Source organism: Clostridium sp. 001 (assembly GCF_019056555.1).
Taxonomy (GTDB): Bacteria; Bacillota; Clostridia; order Clostridiales; family Clostridiaceae; genus Clostridium_B; species Clostridium_B ragsdalei.
The window spans coordinates 3,063,518-3,081,704 of record NZ_CP020473.1 but is presented as its reverse complement, the minus strand read 5'-3'; the positions used below and the strand labels follow the sequence as shown (position 1 = coordinate 3,081,704).

The 18,187-nt window shown below is 33.5% G+C and carries 16 protein-coding genes, 1 tRNA gene, 2 rRNA genes and 1 other annotated feature; of the genes, 6 read left to right on the top strand and 13 right to left on the bottom strand.

Annotated elements, in window-relative coordinates:
- The first annotated feature begins 457 nt into the window (after nt 1-457).
- The 6 genes from B5S50_RS14340 (at nt 458) to B5S50_RS14315 (ending at nt 5,840) form a co-directional block, all read left to right on the top strand.
- Nucleotides 458-1,147 (top strand): response regulator transcription factor, encoded by a 690-nt coding sequence (locus tag B5S50_RS14340; protein WP_065079164.1) that lies wholly within the window; start codon nt 458-460, stop codon nt 1,145-1,147.
- Between the two features lies 1 nt (nt 1,148).
- Nucleotides 1,149-2,078 carry a sensor histidine kinase KdpD gene (locus tag B5S50_RS14335; protein WP_217303813.1) on the top strand — a complete coding sequence of 310 codons (930 nt, stop codon included), beginning with the start codon at nt 1,149-1,151 and terminating at the stop codon, nt 2,076-2,078.
- Between the two features lie 84 nt (nt 2,079-2,162).
- Nucleotides 2,163-3,074 carry an ABC transporter ATP-binding protein gene (locus B5S50_RS14330; protein WP_217302177.1) on the top strand — a complete coding sequence of 304 codons (912 nt, stop codon included), beginning with the start codon at nt 2,163-2,165 and terminating at the stop codon, nt 3,072-3,074.
- A complete protein-coding gene (locus tag B5S50_RS14325) occupies nt 3,075-3,824 on the top strand; it encodes an ABC transporter permease (protein ID WP_065079166.1) in 750 nt (249 codons plus the stop codon).
- A 21-nt stretch (nt 3,825-3,845) separates the two neighbouring features.
- The gene (locus B5S50_RS14320) at nt 3,846-4,577 is read left to right on the top strand and encodes an ABC transporter permease (protein ID WP_065079167.1); all 732 of its coding nucleotides are present in this window, start codon (nt 3,846-3,848) and stop codon (nt 4,575-4,577) included.
- Between the two features lie 12 nt (nt 4,578-4,589).
- On the top strand, nt 4,590-5,840 hold the full coding sequence (locus B5S50_RS14315; RefSeq protein WP_217302176.1) for a S41 family peptidase: 1,251 nt from the start codon (nt 4,590-4,592) through the stop codon (nt 5,838-5,840).
- On the opposite strand, the gene B5S50_RS14310 is transcribed toward B5S50_RS14315, so the two are convergent.
- The 13 genes from B5S50_RS14310 to B5S50_RS14250 form a co-directional block, all read right to left on the bottom strand.
- Nucleotides 5,829-6,317: a GNAT family N-acetyltransferase gene (locus B5S50_RS14310; protein WP_065079169.1), complete on the bottom strand. Its 489-nt coding sequence runs from the start codon at nt 6,315-6,317 to the stop codon at nt 5,829-5,831. The two genes, B5S50_RS14315 and B5S50_RS14310, sit on opposite strands and share 12 nt — an antisense overlap.
- Nucleotides 6,318-6,464: 147 nt before the next feature.
- Nucleotides 6,465-7,292: a 2-amino-4-hydroxy-6-hydroxymethyldihydropteridine diphosphokinase gene (gene folK / locus B5S50_RS14305; RefSeq protein WP_065079170.1), complete on the bottom strand. Its 828-nt coding sequence runs from the start codon at nt 7,290-7,292 to the stop codon at nt 6,465-6,467.
- Nucleotides 7,293-7,318: 26 nt separating this feature from the next.
- Nucleotides 7,319-7,795: an HD domain-containing protein gene (locus B5S50_RS14300; RefSeq protein ID WP_065079171.1), complete on the bottom strand. Its 477-nt coding sequence runs from the start codon at nt 7,793-7,795 to the stop codon at nt 7,319-7,321.
- Between the two features lie 15 nt (nt 7,796-7,810).
- Nucleotides 7,811-8,368: a GTP cyclohydrolase I FolE gene (folE, locus tag B5S50_RS14295; RefSeq protein ID WP_013237311.1), complete on the bottom strand. Its 558-nt coding sequence runs from the start codon at nt 8,366-8,368 to the stop codon at nt 7,811-7,813.
- A gap of 133 nt (nt 8,369-8,501) precedes the next feature.
- A complete protein-coding gene (folP, locus tag B5S50_RS14290) occupies nt 8,502-9,320 on the bottom strand; it encodes a dihydropteroate synthase (RefSeq protein ID WP_217302175.1) in 819 nt (272 codons plus the stop codon).
- A 130-nt stretch (nt 9,321-9,450) separates the two neighbouring features.
- Nucleotides 9,451-10,365: a DMT family transporter gene (locus B5S50_RS14285; protein ID WP_217302174.1), complete on the bottom strand. Its 915-nt coding sequence runs from the start codon at nt 10,363-10,365 to the stop codon at nt 9,451-9,453.
- 100 nt (nt 10,366-10,465) lie between these two features.
- Nucleotides 10,466-10,541: transfer RNA gene (locus B5S50_RS14280), tRNA-Phe, on the bottom strand.
- Between the two features lie 9 nt (nt 10,542-10,550).
- Nucleotides 10,551-10,667, bottom strand: a 5S ribosomal RNA gene (rrf, locus tag B5S50_RS14275).
- 223 nt (nt 10,668-10,890) lie between these two features.
- Entirely contained in the window at nt 10,891-11,730 is an 840-nt protein-coding gene (locus B5S50_RS14270; RefSeq protein ID WP_217302173.1) for a MetQ/NlpA family ABC transporter substrate-binding protein, read from the bottom strand.
- 22 nt (nt 11,731-11,752) lie between these two features.
- Nucleotides 11,753-12,406, bottom strand: a complete 654-nt coding sequence (locus tag B5S50_RS14265; protein WP_217302172.1) for a methionine ABC transporter permease — start codon at nt 12,404-12,406, stop codon at nt 11,753-11,755.
- A gap of 1 nt (nt 12,407) precedes the next feature.
- Nucleotides 12,408-13,436 (bottom strand): methionine ABC transporter ATP-binding protein, encoded by a 1,029-nt coding sequence (locus tag B5S50_RS14260; protein WP_217302171.1) that lies wholly within the window; start codon nt 13,434-13,436, stop codon nt 12,408-12,410.
- A 25-nt stretch (nt 13,437-13,461) separates the two neighbouring features.
- The gene (locus tag B5S50_RS14255) at nt 13,462-14,646 is read right to left on the bottom strand and encodes an amidohydrolase (RefSeq protein ID WP_217302170.1); all 1,185 of its coding nucleotides are present in this window, start codon (nt 14,644-14,646) and stop codon (nt 13,462-13,464) included.
- Nucleotides 14,647-14,715: 69 nt separating this feature from the next.
- Nucleotides 14,716-14,961, bottom strand: a binding site (T-box leader).
- A gap of 110 nt (nt 14,962-15,071) precedes the next feature.
- A 23S ribosomal RNA gene (locus tag B5S50_RS14250) occupies nt 15,072-17,961 on the bottom strand.
- Nucleotides 17,962-18,187 lie beyond the last annotated feature (226 nt).

The window sequence follows — 18,187 nt, the reverse complement described above, 5'->3', positions numbered from 1 at the left end:
GTTTATCACGTCTTTTTTATTTTGTCAACATCTTTTTTTCTACTAACAAAATATAAATTCACGCGGCTCTCAAACAACATTTATCATCTGCTCAAGCAACGTATGTAATCTTATCATATTTCTTATAACACTACTGACATTCTATATTCAAATATTACAAATTATGTTGTAAATAATCAATATTTCTCTTTTATACTCAATATTTCGCACATAGATACACCCGGTAGAGATTATACTGATTTTAACCCAATTATAGTGTTTATCAGATAACTATCATCTCTAATACTCCTACACACTCTGTGCAAGCAACTATCAGCAGATCAAATACACTAAGAAACCTGTTAATAATCATCGGATAAACTTATTTTTGTTTTGACCCGCTGCATCATTGAAAAACATATCCCTATTTTTATATAATAATTGTAGGATTACAAAATTAATGAAAGAGGCTTTTTAAATGAATATATCTAAAATACTTGTTATAGAGGACGATGAAGAAATAAACAATCTAATCTATAATGCTTTAAAAAATGAAAATTATAATATAGTACAAGCTTTTGACGGAAAAGATGCACTTGAGAAATACAACAATTCTTTTCAATTGATTATTCTAGATTTAATGCTTCCTTATATAGATGGTATAGAAGTTTTAAGAAAAATACGAGAAAATAGTACTGTACCCGTTATTATTCTTTCCGCTAAAAATGAAGAAACCGATAGAGTTATAGGGCTCAGCATGGGTGCTGATGATTATATGATAAAACCATTTTCCACAAGAGAACTTGCAGCTAGAGTCAAAGCTCAGCTCAGAAGATACATATATTACAATAACGTTCATGATAAAAATCCAACTTTAACATATAAATCTTTAAAATTAGATGCTTCAAATCATAAGTTCTTTAAAGAAGGCAAAGAACTAAACTTGACTCCAAAGGAATTTGAACTTCTAAAGTTTTTTCTTAAAAATCCTGATAGAGTTTTTACAAAAGCACAAATATTTAATGGAGTTTGGGAAAATGACTATTTGCACGATGATAATACTGTAATGGTACATATAAAGAGGCTTAGAAACAAAATTGAAGATAATCCAAACAACCCTAAATACATAATTACTGTATGGGGAATAGGATATAAACTTGGTGAATAATATGAGTATATTAAATTGCGTTTTGATATTCATAATAATTTTTCTAATACTTATACTAATGAGCTTTTATAAAAAAGCAAATTATATTTCAATAGTCATTGATCAAATATTAAATGGAAATTTAAATCAAAGGATAAGAACACAAACCCATGTAAAAGCTTTGAGTAAATTGATTGTAAATATAAATGGATTGATAGACGAACTTCAAAAAGTACAAAAAAAAAGTAATACAATTGAAGAATCTCGTAAAAGGATGATATCGAATATATCACATGATTTGAGAACACCACTTACATCAATCCTTGGGTATATAGAACTAGTGTTAAATGATAGTAATTTGACTCAAAGTGAAAAGGATCGTTATATAAAGATAGCTTACAGTAAGGGAAATTATCTTTATAATATGATGGAAGAATTTTTTCAAATTTCAAAGATGGACTCAAATGACTTTAAACTTGATGTAAAAGAAATAAATATATGTGAAATTGTAAGACAAAACGTATTACTTTTCTTTAGTGAATTTAAAAAGATAAATATTGAACCTGAATTAAATCTTGAAAAAGACGATGTTTATGCTGTGGCAGACGAAAAATCACTAAATAGAATTTTGGCAAATCTCATAAATAACGCATTAAAGTACGGCTCACATGCCACTAAAATAGGTATTGATTTAAGCTGTGATAATGATAATGTTTTTATTTCTGTATGGGATAATGGACCTGGAATACCTAAAGAAGATTTGCCTTATGTATTTGATAGATTGTATACCGTAGAAAAATCCAGAAAGTTAAACTTAAAAAGCAGTGGATTGGGACTTACAATAGTAAAAAAGTTGGTTGAATCATTAGGTGGAAACATTTTTGTATCCAGCATTCCTTTTGAAAGAACAGAATTTAAATTTACGGTGAAGCAGAATTTAAGAAAATTGTAAGAACTTATTAAATAGCATGTAAGGATTATGTTGTATATTATAAACATAGTCCTTTTTTATTATATATTATATGGAGGTATCTCAATGGATGACATTCTTACAACTTATAATTTGACAAAAGAATTTAAACACTTTTGTGCAATTAAAAATTTGAATATACACATAAAAAAAGGTGATATATATGGCTTTCTTGGGCAAAATGGTGCTGGGAAAACTACAACCATAAGAATGGTTATGGAACTTATAAAACCAACTTCTGGAGAAATTGAACTCTTCTCAGAAAAAACCTCAAATAAAAATAGAAAAGTTCTTGAGAGAATAGGTTCAATGATAGAATATCCAGGATTTTATCCGAATCTAACAGCAGGTGAAAATTTGGAAATACACAGACGGATGATGGGAGTCCAGGGTAAGAATTGCATAGATGAAACTTTAAAAGTAGTAGGTATAAGTGATGTTAAAAATAAAAAAGTAAAAGAATTTTCACTTGGTATGAAGCAAAGGCTTGGGATTGCAAGGTCACTTTTGCATCATCCTGAATTTTTAATATTGGATGAACCAACTAATGGGCTTGATCCTATAGGAATTAAAGAAATAAGAGAACTTATTATAGACTTATGTAAAAAGCAGGGTATTACGTTTTTAATATCAAGTCATATATTAAGCGAAGTTCAGCAGATGGCAAATAAGATAGGCATAATTCATAAGGGAGAGCTCCTAGAAGAAATATCCTATGACGAACTTCAGAGAAGAAATAGACATTATATAAATATCAAAGTGGATAATGATAAAAAAGCTTCTTTTGTGCTTGAAGAAAAACTTGGAATAAAAGATTATGTCATATGGGGAAAAAATAATTTTAGGGTTTATGAAAAGCTTCAGGAAATTTCAAATATAAATAAAGCTTTAGTTTCAAATGATTTACTTGTAGATGAAATATGTTTAAAAGTGGACAGTCTGGAAGATTATTTTATAAAGCTTACAGGGGGCAATTAGATGTTTAACATAGTATACTCTGAATTTTTAAAGCTTAAAAATTCATATCTGGTAATTATAACTTTAATTGCTGCTATTTTTGTTCCAATACTTGAATGTATTCAGTCACTTTCAAACAACTATAGTGGTAGTTCAGAAACACTAAGAAATACTTTATTTATGAATTATAGGGTAAACATAGAAGTGATTTGTTTTCAGTTTTTATATATAGTTTTTTTCTCATTAATAGCAAGTTATGTTTTCTCAAGAGAATTTACAGATAAAACTGCAAATACTTTATTTGTTTATCCATCTTCTAGAATAAAAATTTTCATTGGAAAATTAATTACAGTGTATGTAATAATTGCATTTGCATATTTCATTCAATTTATATCCACATATTTGACACTTTATATATCATGGGGAAATTTACTTCCATCTTATCTTATTGTTAAAGATATAGAAGTCAACTTATATTCCATGCTATTTCAGTTTTTGCTAATGCCGATTCCAATATTAATTGGGAACTTAACGAAGAACATTATCTTTCCTGTAATATATGGCATACTTGGAGCTGTATCTTCTGCATTTATGATGCTTATGGGCATATATATGCAGGTGAACCCACTCATGTTTCCTGCATTGCCTATATATTATTTTTATAAAGGTGATCCAATTGATTATGTGCTTGTAATTTCAAGTATAGTTTTAACTTTTGGTGTATCTATATTTCTATGTTTATATCACTATATTAATGGAGATATAAACTAATTTTAATGGAGGAATTCTAAAATGTTAAATATGATATACTCAGAATTTTTTAAATTGAAAAAGACTTGCATTGCACCTCTTATTTTGATTGGCGGAACAATTATGACAATACTCATGTTTGCTGCAAGACATATAACTGAAGTTAACATGTCTTTTGAAAAATATGCTTACAATATAGAACAGACAAATTTTATAATGCTGTTTATAGTATTATTTTCAATAATATCGGCATATGTATTTTCAAGGGAATTTACAGATAAGACAGCTAATGTATTATACGCTTATCCGGCAAGCAAATTAAAAATTTTCATGTCAAAATTAGTTGTAATATATATATTGATTTTTTTAACATATGTTATCGAAATCATATCAATACCATTAAGCTATTACTTTTTAAATGGAAATTTACCCGAGATAAATGTTATAACAAAGGATTTAAAAGCAAATATATTATCTATGTTATTTCAATTTTTATTAGTTCCAATTCCTGTATTAATTGCAAACTTGAGCAGGAATATTATAATGCCAATGACTTATTGTATATTAGGGTTTATTTTGTCATGTCTACTTAGAACTCAGTCTTTTTCATATTGTGCAAAATATATTCCACTACTGTCACCATGGCTTTCAGTAGATTATTTTTATTCAAATGCGCATGTTGATTTGAATTATATTACAATTTCAAGTGTTTTGTGTTTTATATTTTTTATAAGTATTTCTATATATGAATTTAACAAAAAAGATATAAACTAAAAGGAGTTAATGATGAATAAATTTATAAAATTAGGCTTTTGCTTTGTATTACTTTTTCTTTCTATGGTTGCAGTAGGATGTGAATCTCAGTATTTAGGCGGAGATAGAAATACAAAGTGGAAAAAGGATTTAAGTTATATGCAAAAGGCTCTTCCTAGAAAACATGTAAACCTATTTTTTAAAACAAATGAAGAAAAGTTCAATGATGAAATAAATACACTAAAAAATTCAGTAGATAATTTAAATGACGATGAAATAGCTGCTAGTATCTATAAAATAACTGCATCCATAGGAGATTCACATACATCTGCATATAGGGAAACCTTAAATGCATATCCAATGGAATTTTACTATTTTAAAGAAGGTGTATATGTTGTAAATACCACAAATGAGTATAAAAAAGCTCTTTATGCAAAACTCATAAAGATAAATGGAAAAGATATGAAAAATGTCCAAGAAGCCATTTTACCCTTAATAGTAAATGACAATGAAGCAATGATTAAAAAAAATATACCAAAATATCTATCGAATCCTGAAATTCTTCACGGCATAAAAGTTGTATCTGATACAAATAAAGCGGTCTTTACTTTTGAAGGCAGTAATGGAAAAACTTTTAATTTAAATATAAACCCTATGGATAAACACAAAATTGGTGAAAAATTTATTGTAAATGAAAAGTATAATAGTTCATATCCTCTTTATATGCAAAAGGGTAACCTGAATTACTGGTATAAATATTTGAATGATGAAAAAACAGTATATTTTAAATACAATAAGTGCCAAAGTGATGAGGACTCAGGTAAATCCATAGAAGATTTTATAGCTCAAATGTTAAATTTCATGAATACTCATAATACTAATAAATTTGTAATTGATATGAGAGATAATTCCGGTGGAAGTGATAAATATATAAAACCAATTATAGACTGGCTTAAAAACAAAAAGTTAAATTATAAAAATCATCTATTTGTAATAGTTGGAAGAAATACCTTTTCATCTGCAATAGTTGATACTGTGCTACTAAAAAAGGATACTAATGCAACTTTTGTAGGGGAAGTTACTAGTGGTAAACCAAATCACTATGGTGCTGTAAAGGAATTTGAACTTCCAAATTCAAAGATGAAAATAAGTTATTCCACACAGTTTAATAAAAGTTCCAATGACAACAGCAGTACCTTTACACCTGATAAGATAATTGAATTCTCTATAAAAGATTACATTAATAAAACGGATCCTGTTTTGAACTACATTTTAAAATTCTAAAATCATATCATACCACTTAGCACCACCATGTACTGATTTGGATACACCTTTATTTTTATACCCAAATTTCGAATAATAAGGGATAAGTCTCTCTTTACAAGTCAAGATAACTCCTTTTCGCCCTGCTGACTTTGCTGATTCTATCATATGATTCATTAACTGAGCTGCAATTCCCTGATTACGATACTCTGGTATAACATCGAGTCCGAAAATAGTCTGATAGTGTCCATTTGGAACATGAAACGTAGAATCTTCAAATAGTTCATCACATATAACAGTTTCATTTATAATGCACCCATTTATAAAGCCAATTATTTTGCCATTTACTTCTGCTATAAAAAAACTTTGAGGAAATGTTTTTATACGCTGGTTAAAGGATTCTTTTGTAGCTGCTTCTGCCTTTGGAAAACAAATACTCTCCACTTCTGATACTGCATTTAAATCCTCTATAGATACTTGTCTAATTTTAATATCCATTTCAATATTCCACTCCATTACTAAAATTGTGTTATGTTTGTATATGATATATTTATTACTATAACTTAGTATTATGTATCAAAGTATATATTCTAAAAAATAATTTTGCATATAAACTATATGCAAAATTATTTTTAACTTACAACTTTACAATTCTTGTGTTTTTTCTAACTCATGAGTCAAATTTATGATTCTATCATTTAAAACAGGATGAATAACATAAGGTGCAATATCTGACAATGGCTTTAAAACAAATAATCTCTCATGCATTCTTGGATGGGGAATTATAATCTTTTCTTCTGATGTAACCAAGTTATCATATAATATTACATCCAAGTCTATAGTTCTAGGCCCCCATTTTATTATTCTCTCCCTTTTTAACTGCTTCTCTACTTCTAATAAAAAATCCATTAAATCTCTAGGCTCCATTAAGGTTTTAACCTCTAGAGCACCATTTAAAAAATTATCCTGATCTAAATATCCCACGGGTTTAGTTTCATATAATTTAGATATTTTTGCTACATTATTATAAGGTGAAGAATCTATTATATCTATGGCATCTCTTATATTTTTCTCTTTATCACCCAAATTAGAACCAATTGAAATATAAGCTGTATGCCAGCACCTATTTATTTCTACCGCTACCCACTTTAATGGCTTTCCTATAGGTGCCCAAGGCTTTTTTATTTTAACTGTCACTTTTTCTATTGCTGTATACTTTTTCAATATAAAATTAGCTAGTGACTCTGCAGCCTTTTCAATAAGATCATATTTTTCCCTTTTAAATTCTTCCTCTACTTCACAGCATAATCTAGCGTAATTAATAGTTTTACTCAGGTCATCACTTTTTCCTGCTTCACTTAAATTTAAAAATATTTGTAGTGATATAAGAAATCTTTGCCCCATATCTTTTTCAGCTTGATTTACCCCATGATAAGCATATACTTCTAAATCCTCCACATATATGGCATCCATACATAACATCCCCTAACTAAAACTAATCAATATTTAATACTATAGTTTTTCTTTTCATCTGGCCAATTACAATCTGAAATAGATTTACACATAAAACAATTTCTACATGCTTTGTCACTATCATAAAATATATTTTGAATTAAGTTATCAGAATTCTTTTTTCTATGATTACTTATCAAATCAAATATTTCATTTTCTTCTTCGTTGTCAAATCCGCACTCATCCAAAATATCTTTTCCTAACTTAATACTAGCTAATTCATGAGGTATGCCCTCTTCATATTGCTGCCATCTTCCTATATCATGCAGCAGAGCAGCTGCATATATAATTTCTTTTTCTACATGAATATTTTGTTCCAACACTTTTATATAAGTAATCCTAGCCACATCCAGTAAATGTTGAATACTGTGTTTGCAATACTTTCTATTTTCTTCAAGCTTATTAATTTTAGATAAATAAGTACAAAACTTACGGTTTTTTAAAATAGCATTAACTTTTTTCAAATTCAACACCACGCTCTATTCCATATTTATCATTCTATAAACTTCATCCCTAAGTCTAGGTTCACTTTTAAAAAGTCCCCTAGCAACTGCTGTAACAGTCTTACTTCCAGGTTTTTTTATTCCCCTCATAGTCATACACATATGCTCAGCTTCAACTACAACCATAACTCCCTTAACTTTTACATATTTCATCATTGCATCAGCAATTTGAGCAGACATTCTCTCTTGAAGTTGAAGTCTCTTTGCAAAAACTTCAACAGTTCTAGCCAGTTTACTTAGTCCTACAACTTTCCCATCAGGTATATACGCTATATGTGCTTTTCCGTAAAATGGCAGAAGATGGTGCTCACACATGGAGTAAAATGTTATATCTTTTTCAAGTACAATATCATCACTATCTACAGTAAATACTTTTCTCAAATGTTTTTCAGGACTTTCATCCAATCCTTCAAATATCTCTTTATACATTCTAGCAATTCTATCAGGTGTCTCAACCAATCCTTCTCTTTCAGGATCTTCTCCTATAGCTTCAAGCATCATTTTCACTGCTTCTCTAATCTTTTTTTCATCCATGATAAATGTATATTGAGTTTAAAAAAGCTTACCCAATATTTCTCCTTCCCCTGAAACATACTTAGTTAATTAAATAACAAGATTATATCATTTAAGCTGGCATTGCACAAGTGATTTAATTCACTTAGCAAGGCTACCTTCTTACTATAGCATCTGCCATTACAGCAGCTCTTTTATTTTCCTTTACATCATGAACCCTTACAAAATCACACTTTTTCATTATTCCTATTACTGTAGTAGCTACAGTTCCTTCTATTCTTTCATTTACCGGAAGATCTAATGCATTTCCTACCATTGATTTTCTAGAAGTTCCTAAAAGTACTGGATACCCTAGTTCTGAAAGCCTTTCTAACTGATTCATAACAGCTAAATTTTGTTCATAATCTTTAGCAAAACCTATACCTGGATCTGTTATTATATTTTTGGCATCAACTCCAGCTTTTAACGCTATATCTATGCTTTCCTGTAAATCAGTTAGTACGTCATTCATCAAATTTTTATAATTTCTATTATCTCTGTTATGCATCAAACAGCAAGGAACTCTATAATGTGCAGCTACTTCTGCCATATAAGGGTCTCTTTTAAATCCCCAAACATCATTTATTAAGGATGCTCCTGCTTTTATAGATTCTTCTGCAACTTTTCCCTTATATGTATCTATAGAAATAGGAATGTCTACACACCTACTTAATTTGCCTATTATTGGAATAACTCTTTCTAGTTCTTCCTGCTCAGATACAGGATCATAGCTTGGTCTTGTAGATTCTCCACCTACATCTATTATATCTGCCCCTTCTTCCTCCATCTGTTTAGCATGTTTTATAGCCAGCTCTATATTGTTAAATTTTCCGCCATCAGAGAAAGAATCTGGTGTAACATTAAGTATACCCATAATGTAAGTCCTTTTTCCTATTTGAAAATCTTTTTTGCCTATTGTAATTACTTTATCCATGATATCCCCTCTTATCATTAAATTCAAAACTTTTATTGAAATCGTCTCCAACATTATAACATATTTTACTAAAAACATACATAATAGATGACTATTTAATTGACTTTAAATATGACACTTTCCTTATGTATTACCTCTTTTTACAAGCTTCAACTTTTACATGGCAAATTTCCCTAGGTTTCACCTGACATATAATCATACCTGCAAGCATAAGGCCACATCCAAACATTGCCCTTAAACTTAAATATTCATTCAAAACTAAAAAACCTCCAATAGCTGCAAAAACTGATTCCATACTCATTATAATAGCTGCATGTGTTGGTTCAGCATTTTTTTGTGCGACAATTTGCAATGTATATGCAATTCCCACTGAAAATATACCACCATATAGAATAGGTATTGCAGCCTGTAAAACTCCACTTATTGTTATACTTTCAAATAAAATAGCTGTTATTAAACTTAAAACCGAACAAGTTATAAATTGAAAAAATGCCAGTTTGAGTGTATCAAACTTTTTAGAAAAAATATCTATTAAAATTATTTGAACCGCAAAGAAAAAGGCACTTCCAAGTTCAAGTAAATCACTGTGTGATATAAAAAAACTACTTGTAACGCATAAAAAGTATAATCCTACCACAGCAATTAAAGCTCCAATCCATGAATTCAGCCCTATATGTCGTTTTAAGAACATACCCATAATTGGAACAAATACAATGTACAATCCAGTTATAAAAGCAGCTTTTCCTGCTGTAGTTCCTATAAGGCCTACTTGTTGGAAAGAAGAAGCTAAAAACACTATTAATCCTGTAAAAAGTCCAGATAAAAATACGCTTTTAAAACTTTTATTTTTTTCTTTATTTTTATCCTTTTCTTTATAAAATATTATAAGTGGAAGTAAAGAAAAAGCACCTAGTCCAAATCTTACTCCATTAAAAGTAAACGCACCTACATAATTCATACCCACTCTTTGTGCTACAAATGCAAATCCCCATATAGCAGAGGTTATTAAAAGCAACATGCTAGATTTTAAAACACCTTTATTCATATTTCACATCCCCTTAAAAAAAATCGTCACATCAATAAGTTTTCTTTTATACGAAAAAAAAGCCTCACATATAACTTGAAGCTTTTTTAATATAAACTTTTGGTGGCCAGACCAGGAATCGAACCAGGGACACGAGGATTTTCAGTCCTCTGCTCTACCGACTGAGCTATCTGGCCAAAAAAATTACCTGGCAGCGACCTATTCTCCCACAGGGCCTCCCCTGCAGTACCATTGGCACTGTGAAGCTTAACCTTCCTGTTCGGTATGGAAAGGGGTGTTACCTTCACGTCATTACCACCAGATTTATTATCAAAAATTGCTATTTCTACTAATTTCCTTATATATTGTTTTTTTCTTCGCTACAATTTAGTATTATACTGTATTTTTAGCTAGCTGTCAATACTTAATAGCAAACTTTTAAAAAGTTCAAAGAACAAATATCAAAGTTTAAATAAGAAATTCCTCATCATCTGTTATTTTTTATTTGCTATTTGTTCTTTGATAACCTACATATTAAATATTAACTTACTTAAGATCATCAGGAAGAACCCAATATCCTTTAGAATTATGTGTCTTTATGTAATTCTTAAAATCTTGTGATTTATAAGCTTTTATTATATCCTGTGCCCATTTAGCATTTTTATTTTTTCCATCCACTGCAACAGTTATATAAAGATCATCTGAAAGTGTTTCTGAAATAAGTGCTTTCGATGCATCTATTTTTGCCATATATTCAATAGCCCCTGGAAGTACGGCATAATCTGCTTCATTCATAGAACGTGGTATTTGTGAAGAATCCATTTCAATTATTTTTATGTTATTTTTATTCTCAACTATATCTTTTTGAGTTGCAAGTGTCTTTACTACACCTGATTTTATCTTAATCCATCCTGCTTTTTCAAGTAATGCATAAGCTCTAGCTGCATTTGATGGGTCTTTAGGAATAAATACTTTATCCCCCTGCTTAACTTCACTCATTGATTTATGCTTGTTCGAAAAAATTCCTGCCCTCACTGTTGGTATTTTTATTATAGAAACAAGATTTGCCTTTTTCTCCTTATTATACGCTTTAACATAAGCATTATGTTGTGCAACGTTAAAATCAACACTTCCTTCTGTCAGGGCAACCTCAGATGAAAGAAGTTCCGAGAAATTTACCAAATTAACCTTATAACCTTCTTTTTCAAGAATAGGTTTTACGCCTGCGTTAAAAAGATCGTTGTAAGGTCCAGGAGAAACTCCCAGCTTTATCTCTTTCTTTTCGCTTGAATCACTGCTGTTTTTTGATCCACATGCTGACAATCCTATTGCCGACGTAATTATAAGCAGTGATGTTATAGTAGTTTTTAAAAATTTTCTTATCATTATGTTTTCCCCCTCAAAATTTTTAATTTCTTCTTACTTTTCTAGCTATTATATTACCTATTGTCTGTATAAATTGTACAAATATTACAAGTAAAATTACCGTAATAACCATTACTTCTGTATCAAATCTCTCATATCCATAGGATATAGCTACATCTCCTATTCCTCCACCACCTACAGTTCCTGCCATTGCAGTAGCTCCTATAAGACCTATCGTAGCAGTAGTAAGTGAAAGCACAAGTGATCCCATTGCTTCAGGAAGAAGGAAATGCCATATTATCTGAAAAGACGTAGCACCCATTGCCTCCGCAGCTTCTATAGTTCCACTATCTACTTCCAAAATAGAATTTTCCACAAGTCTTGCAATATAAGGAGTAATAAAAATAGTAAGAGGAACTAATGCAGCACTCGTACCTATAGATGAACCTACTATAAGTTTAGTAAAAGGTACTATTGCAACCATTAAAATTATAAATGGCAAAGAACGAAATATATTTATAATAGGATTTAAAACATTATAGATGTATTTATTTTCCAGTATTCCATTAGGCCTTGTTACTACCATTAATACTCCCAAAAGAGTTCCTACTACAGATCCTATTAAAAGTGGTATGAAAATCATGTACAGTGTTTGTAATATTGCAGTATAAATCTGCGATATAGTTATAGTCTGCATTTTATGCCACCTCCTCTACTAAAATATTTTTACTTTCAATATATTTAACAATTTCTTCAGCTAAAGTAGAATCACATTCGAGTTCTATTACCATATTTACCATAGGTGTGTCCTGAAGTTCTGTAACACTTGCATTAAGCACGTTTATTTCAGCATTAAATTTTTTCGTTGCCATAGATATCATAGGTGTAAGTGTTGAATTTCCCATAAATTTAAGCCTAAAGAATTTTCTATTTTGACTATTCTGTCTGTTGTTTTTAATAAGATTTAATATGCTTATTGGAATATCGTCATTAGTTACACTATGTACAAAATCTTTTGTAACTTTTTCTTTTGGATTTCCAAAAACATCTATTACTCTTCCCTTCTCTACTATCTCTCCTTTCTCCATTACAGCAACTTTGTTACAAATTTTCTGTATTACATTCATTTGATGGGTTATTAGCAAAATAGTAATATCATATTCTTTATTTACTCTTTTTAAAAGTTCGAGTATTGATTCCGTAGTTTGTGGATCTAAAGCAGATGTAGCTTCATCACATAATAGTATTTGTGGATTTGTAGCAAGTGCCCTGGCGATCCCAACTCTCTGCTTTTGTCCGCCTGATAGTTCATCTGGATAATTTTTTGTTCTATTATCCAGGCCTACAAATTTAAGAAGATCATTTACCCTATTTGATATTTCATTTTTAGGAACATGATCAAGAATTAAAGGAAGAGCTACATTTGCAAAAACAGTTTTTGAATTTAAAAGATTAAAATGTTGAAAAACCATTCCTATTTTTCTTCTAGTACTTATAAGCTGCTTTTTATTGAGTTTACTAATATCTTGCCCATTAACAAGTACACTTCCAGATGTAGGTTTTTCAAGAAAATTAACCATTCTTAAAAGCGTACTTTTTCCTGCTCCACTAAAACCTATAACTCCATATATATCTCCTTTATCTACTTTTATGTTAATTCCTTTCAAAGCCTCAATTTTCATACCATCCCTATTAAAGGTTTTATACACATTTTTTAAGTCAATCATCTCACGGATTCCTCCTATAAAGTATTTAATCCCTTTTGCTATTTAATACTATTAAAGCTTGTTCTGCAAGATTTCTAAAATATTTTGTACTTTTTTCAAGAGCTAATTCATCTATTTTAAATTTGGGACTATGAAGAGATTCTCCTTTTCCAACTCCTATATTCACAAAAGTACCTGAAAGAGTTTTTTGATAATAAGCAAAATCTTCTCCTCCCATTTTAGGAGATATAATTTTAACCTGATAACCATCTTTTTTAGCAACACTAATTGCCACTTCTGTCCAATCTTTATCATTGTTAGTTGCTGGTGGTCCTTCATACCAGTTGAAATTAGCTTTTGCCCCGTAAGCCTCAGCGATATTTTCCGAAATCATCTTTATTTTCTCAGGTATGAGCTCCCTATCTTTCTCATTAAGTGTTCTTACAGTACCTTCAAAATATGCTTTTTCAGGTATTACATTCCAAGTATGTCCACTTTCCATATGAGTTACACTTACTATTGCAGGATTTAAAGGATGCATATTTCTACTTACAATGGTCTGAAGTGCTGTTATTATATTAGAAACAGCAACTATTGGATCTGTTCCAAGCTCAGGGTGTGCTGCATGTGTACCCTTTCCTGTAACTTCAACTTCAAATCTATCAACAGCAGCAGTCACAGGACCTACATTTATGCCAAGCGTTCCAACATCCCAATCAGAATTGCAATGTAATCCAAATATGGCTTGTACACCATCCAGTGCACTAGTTTTTATAACTTCTTCAGCACCATGACTAGATTCTTCTGCAGGTTGAAATAAAATTCTAACATTTCCTTTAAGCTTTTTTTGATCTCTTTTTAGCAAGTAAGCCGCACCAAGTATAGTTGTCATATGAAAGTCATGACCACAAGCATGCATTTTACCTTTATTTTTCGATTTGTATGTAAGGTTTGTTTCTTCCGTAATTGGTAAAGCATCTATATCCGTTCTTATTGCAATGGTAGGTCCACCTTTCTTTCCTTTGATTTCAGCTACGAGACCTGTCTTCATTGGTAGATCCAATATATCTATATCACCTTCTCTTAGAAGTTTTGCTAATTCTTTAGTTGTATCATATTCCTCGTAAGATAACTCTGGTCTCTGATGGAAATATTCAAAAATATCTTTCATCTTTTTATTAAATTCAGTATCTTCTGAATTTTCCAAAAATTTTACATTTTGTTGTGTCATGTAGAGGCTCCTTTCTATCTTTTAAATAGACTTCTATCTTGTAATAAAAAAACGGATTCAACACCCCACTAAAGGGACGAAAAATCCGTGATTACCACCCAAATTCATATAAGCCTCACGACTTATACCTCATAAAGTACTTCAACAAACAATTGCTGATAATACCCTGTCACTATAACGTATGATAACGTAAAAACCTACATATCGGCATTTAAGCTCCAAGTGCACGTTCAGAAAATCTTTCATATCCTCTCTCACCATACAGGACTCTCTTTAATGATTTAATTAACTTACTTCTCTCTTCATAGCCATCATTTAACTGACGAAAATTGTTACTATCAATTTTCATATATATTAACTTTTAAGAGTTGAAATTACTCTGTCCTCTCAAAATTGCACAGTAAACTTTTTTCTTTCGTTTTTATTTGGTCAAGCCCTCGACCTATTAGTATCAGTCAGCTTAACAGGTTGCCCTGCTTACACCTCTGACCTATCTCCTCGTGTTCTTCGAGGGGTCTTACTAGCTTACGCTATGGGAAATCTTATCTTGAGGTGGGCTTCACACTTAGATGCTTTCAGCGTTTATCCCTTCCCAACTTGGCTACCCAGCTATGCTCCTGGCGGAACAACTGGTTCACCAGCGGTCGGTCCATCCCGGTCCTCTCGTACTAAGGACAGCTCCTCTCAAATTTCCTGCGCCCGCGACGGATAGGGACCGAACTGTCTCACGACGTTCTGAACCCAGCTCGCGTGCCGCTTTAATGGGCGAACAGCCCAACCCTTGGGACCTACTTCAGCCCCAGGATGCGACGAGCCGACATCGAGGTGCCAAACCTCCCCGTCGATGTGAACTCTTGGGGGAGATCAGCCTGTTATCCCCGAGGTAGCTTTTATCCGTTGAGCGATGGCCCTCCCACGAGGTACCACCGGATCACTAAGCCCGACTTTCGTCCCTGCTCCACTTGTTTGTGTCGCAGTCAAGCTCCCTTCTGCCTTTGCACTCTTCGAAGAATTTCTAACCCTTCTGAGGGAACCTTTGTACGCCTCCGTTACTTTTTAGGAGGCGACCGCCCCAGTCAAACTGCCCGCCTAACATTGTCCCGTCTCCAGTTTCATGGAGCCCGGTTAGAATTCCAGTACTGTCAGGGTGGTATCCCAACATCGACTCGGTAATGGCTGGCGCCACTACTTCCTAGTCTCCCACCTATCCTGTACAGACAATACCGAAATTCAGTGCTAAACTGCAGTAAAGCTCTACGGGGTCTTTCCGTCCAATCGCGGGTAGCAAGCATCTTCACTTGCACTTCAATTTCGCCGGATTTGTTGTCGAGACAGTGCTCAAATCATTACGCCATTCGTGCGGGTCGGAACTTACCCGACAAGGAATTTCGCTACCTTAGGACCGTTATAGTTACGGCCGCCGTTTACTGGGGCTTAAGTTCTGACCTTCGCTTGCGCTAAGTCTTCCCCTTAACCTTCCAGCACCGGGCAGGCGTCAGCTCCTATACTTCAGCTTTCGCTTTAGCAGAAACCTGTGTTTTTGATAAACAGTTGCTTGAGCCTTTTCTCTGCGGCCACTTGCGTGGCTCTCCTTCTCCCTAAGTTACGGAGTTAATTTGCCTAGTTCCTTAACAACAATTCTTCCGATGGTCTTAGGATTCTCTCCTCACCTACCTGTGTCGGTTTGCGGTACGGGCACATAAAAGCTCCATAGAGACTTTTCTCGGCAGCGTGAAATCAGGTACTTCCCCTTGCGGGTTCCCCATCACACCTCATCATTGATATACCGGATTTTCCTGGTATACCTGACTCGGTGCTTAGACATACATCCATTTGTATGCACACCTTATCCTCCTGCGTCATCCCTTTTGTCAAACGCTTTTATGCGGTATCGGAATTTCAACCGATTGTCCATCACCTACGCCTTTCGGCCTCGGCTTAGGTCCCGACTTACCCTGGGCGGACGAACCTTCCCCAGGAAACCTTAGGTTTTCGACCAATAAGATTCTCACTTATTTCTCGCTACTTATGCCAGCATTCTCTCTCCTGTACAATCCACTGTTCCTTCCGGTACAACTTCAACTCGTACAGGATGCTCCTCTACCACTCTTTCGAGTCCACAGCTTCGGTGGTAAGTTTTAGCCCCGGACATTTTCGGCGCATGATCTCTTGACTAGTGAGCTATTACGCACTCTTTAAATGAGTGGCTGCTTCTGAGCCAACATCCTAGTTGTCTTAGAAATCACACATCCTTTCCCACTTAACTTACACTTTGGGACCTTAGCTGGTGGTCTGGGCTGTTTCCCTTTTGACCACGGATCTTATCATTCGCAGTCTGACTGCCGGAATTCAAGTATATGGCATTCGGAGTTTGATAAGGTTCAGTAACTGTTGTCAGCCCCTACCCCATTCAGTGCTCTACCTCCATTACTCATTTCCGACGCTAGCCCTAAAGCTATTTCGAGGAGAACCAGCTATCTCCGAGTTCGATTGGAATTTCTCCGCTATCCACAGCTCATCCCATGGTTTTTCAACACCAACGTGGTTCGGTCCTCCACGGAATTTTACTTCCGCTTCAACCTGGCCATGGATAGGTCACTCGGTTTCGGGTCTACAACATACAACTTCGCGCCCTTTTCAGACTCGGTTTCCCTCCGGCTCCGTACCTTAAGTACTTAACCTTGCTGCATATCGTAACTCGCTGGCTCGTTCTACAAAAAGCACGCCGTCGTACTTTACGTACTTCGACTGTTTGTGGACACACGGTTTCAGGTTCTATTTCACTCCCCTCCCGGGGTTCTTTTCACCTTTCCCTCACGGTACTCCTTCTCTATCGGTCACCAGGTAGTATTTAGCCTTGGGAGGTGGTCCTCCCTGTTTCCCACAAGGTTTCTCGTGTCTCGTGGTACTCTGGATTAGATCTGACTGCTCTTTGTTTTCATTTACAGGGCTTTTACCTTCTCCGGCGGAGCCTTCCAGCTCTCTTCAATTAACACTTCACAGTTTTTATGACCTATCCGCAACCCCAGGAACAAGTTCCTGGTTTGGGCTCTTTCCCTTTCGCTCGCCGCTACTTAGGAAATCGATGTTTCTTTCTCTTCCTCCGGGTACTTAGATGTTTCAGTTCCCCGGGTTTGCCTCTACAAACCTATGTATTCAGTTTGCAGTACCTAGCGTTGTCTAGGTGGGTTTCCCCATTCGGATATCTTTGGTTCTCTGGCTATTTGCGCCTACCCAAAGCTTTTCGCAGCTTATCGCGTCCTTCTTAGGCTCCTGGTGCCAAGGCATCCTCCATGCGCCCTTTGTAGCTTGACCTTTATTATCGAAAATCGTCATTAACTTCGTCCAGCTTCGTCAAATACCTCATTCCGGTGCTCATTTACATAAGTAAACTCCGCTCCTCATTCGGTCTTTTCCTTGCTGTACTCGTTACTGCCAATTTTCTTTGTATCATCTTAAATGTTTAAAACGATACATAAATTGTATTTCAACAATGAAATACATCTACTACAAAGGTTATATCATAACCTTAGCTTTACTT

What these genes read in the sequence shown, in the direction of transcription:
- B5S50_RS14310 (WP_065079169.1), bottom strand. Translation starts at nt 6,317, where the DNA reads ATGGATATTAAAATTAGACAAGTATCTATAGAGGATTTAAATGCAGTA.
- B5S50_RS14285 (WP_217302174.1), bottom strand. Translation starts at nt 10,365, where the DNA reads ATGAATAAAGGTGTTTTAAAATCTAGCATGTTGCTTTTAATAACCTCT.
- B5S50_RS14330 (WP_217302177.1), top strand. Translation starts at nt 2,163, where the DNA reads ATGGATGACATTCTTACAACTTATAATTTGACAAAAGAATTTAAACAC.
- folK (WP_065079170.1), bottom strand. Translation starts at nt 7,292, where the DNA reads ATGGATGCCATATATGTGGAGGATTTAGAAGTATATGCTTATCATGGG.
- folE (WP_013237311.1), bottom strand. Translation starts at nt 8,368, where the DNA reads ATGGATGAAAAAAAGATTAGAGAAGCAGTGAAAATGATGCTTGAAGCT.
- B5S50_RS14255 (WP_217302170.1), bottom strand. Translation starts at nt 14,646, where the DNA reads ATGACACAACAAAATGTAAAATTTTTGGAAAATTCAGAAGATACTGAA.
- B5S50_RS14335 (WP_217303813.1), top strand. Translation starts at nt 1,149, where the DNA reads ATGAGTATATTAAATTGCGTTTTGATATTCATAATAATTTTTCTAATA.
- B5S50_RS14320 (WP_065079167.1), top strand. Translation starts at nt 3,846, where the DNA reads ATGTTAAATATGATATACTCAGAATTTTTTAAATTGAAAAAGACTTGC.
- B5S50_RS14270 (WP_217302173.1), bottom strand. Translation starts at nt 11,730, where the DNA reads ATGATAAGAAAATTTTTAAAAACTACTATAACATCACTGCTTATAATT.
- folP (WP_217302175.1), bottom strand. Translation starts at nt 9,320, where the DNA reads ATGGATAAAGTAATTACAATAGGCAAAAAAGATTTTCAAATAGGAAAA.
- B5S50_RS14265 (WP_217302172.1), bottom strand. Translation starts at nt 12,406, where the DNA reads ATGCAGACTATAACTATATCGCAGATTTATACTGCAATATTACAAACA.
- B5S50_RS14260 (WP_217302171.1), bottom strand. Translation starts at nt 13,436, where the DNA reads ATGATTGACTTAAAAAATGTGTATAAAACCTTTAATAGGGATGGTATG.
- B5S50_RS14315 (WP_217302176.1), top strand. Translation starts at nt 4,590, where the DNA reads ATGAATAAATTTATAAAATTAGGCTTTTGCTTTGTATTACTTTTTCTT.
- B5S50_RS14325 (WP_065079166.1), top strand. Translation starts at nt 3,075, where the DNA reads ATGTTTAACATAGTATACTCTGAATTTTTAAAGCTTAAAAATTCATAT.
- B5S50_RS14340 (WP_065079164.1), top strand. Translation starts at nt 458, where the DNA reads ATGAATATATCTAAAATACTTGTTATAGAGGACGATGAAGAAATAAAC.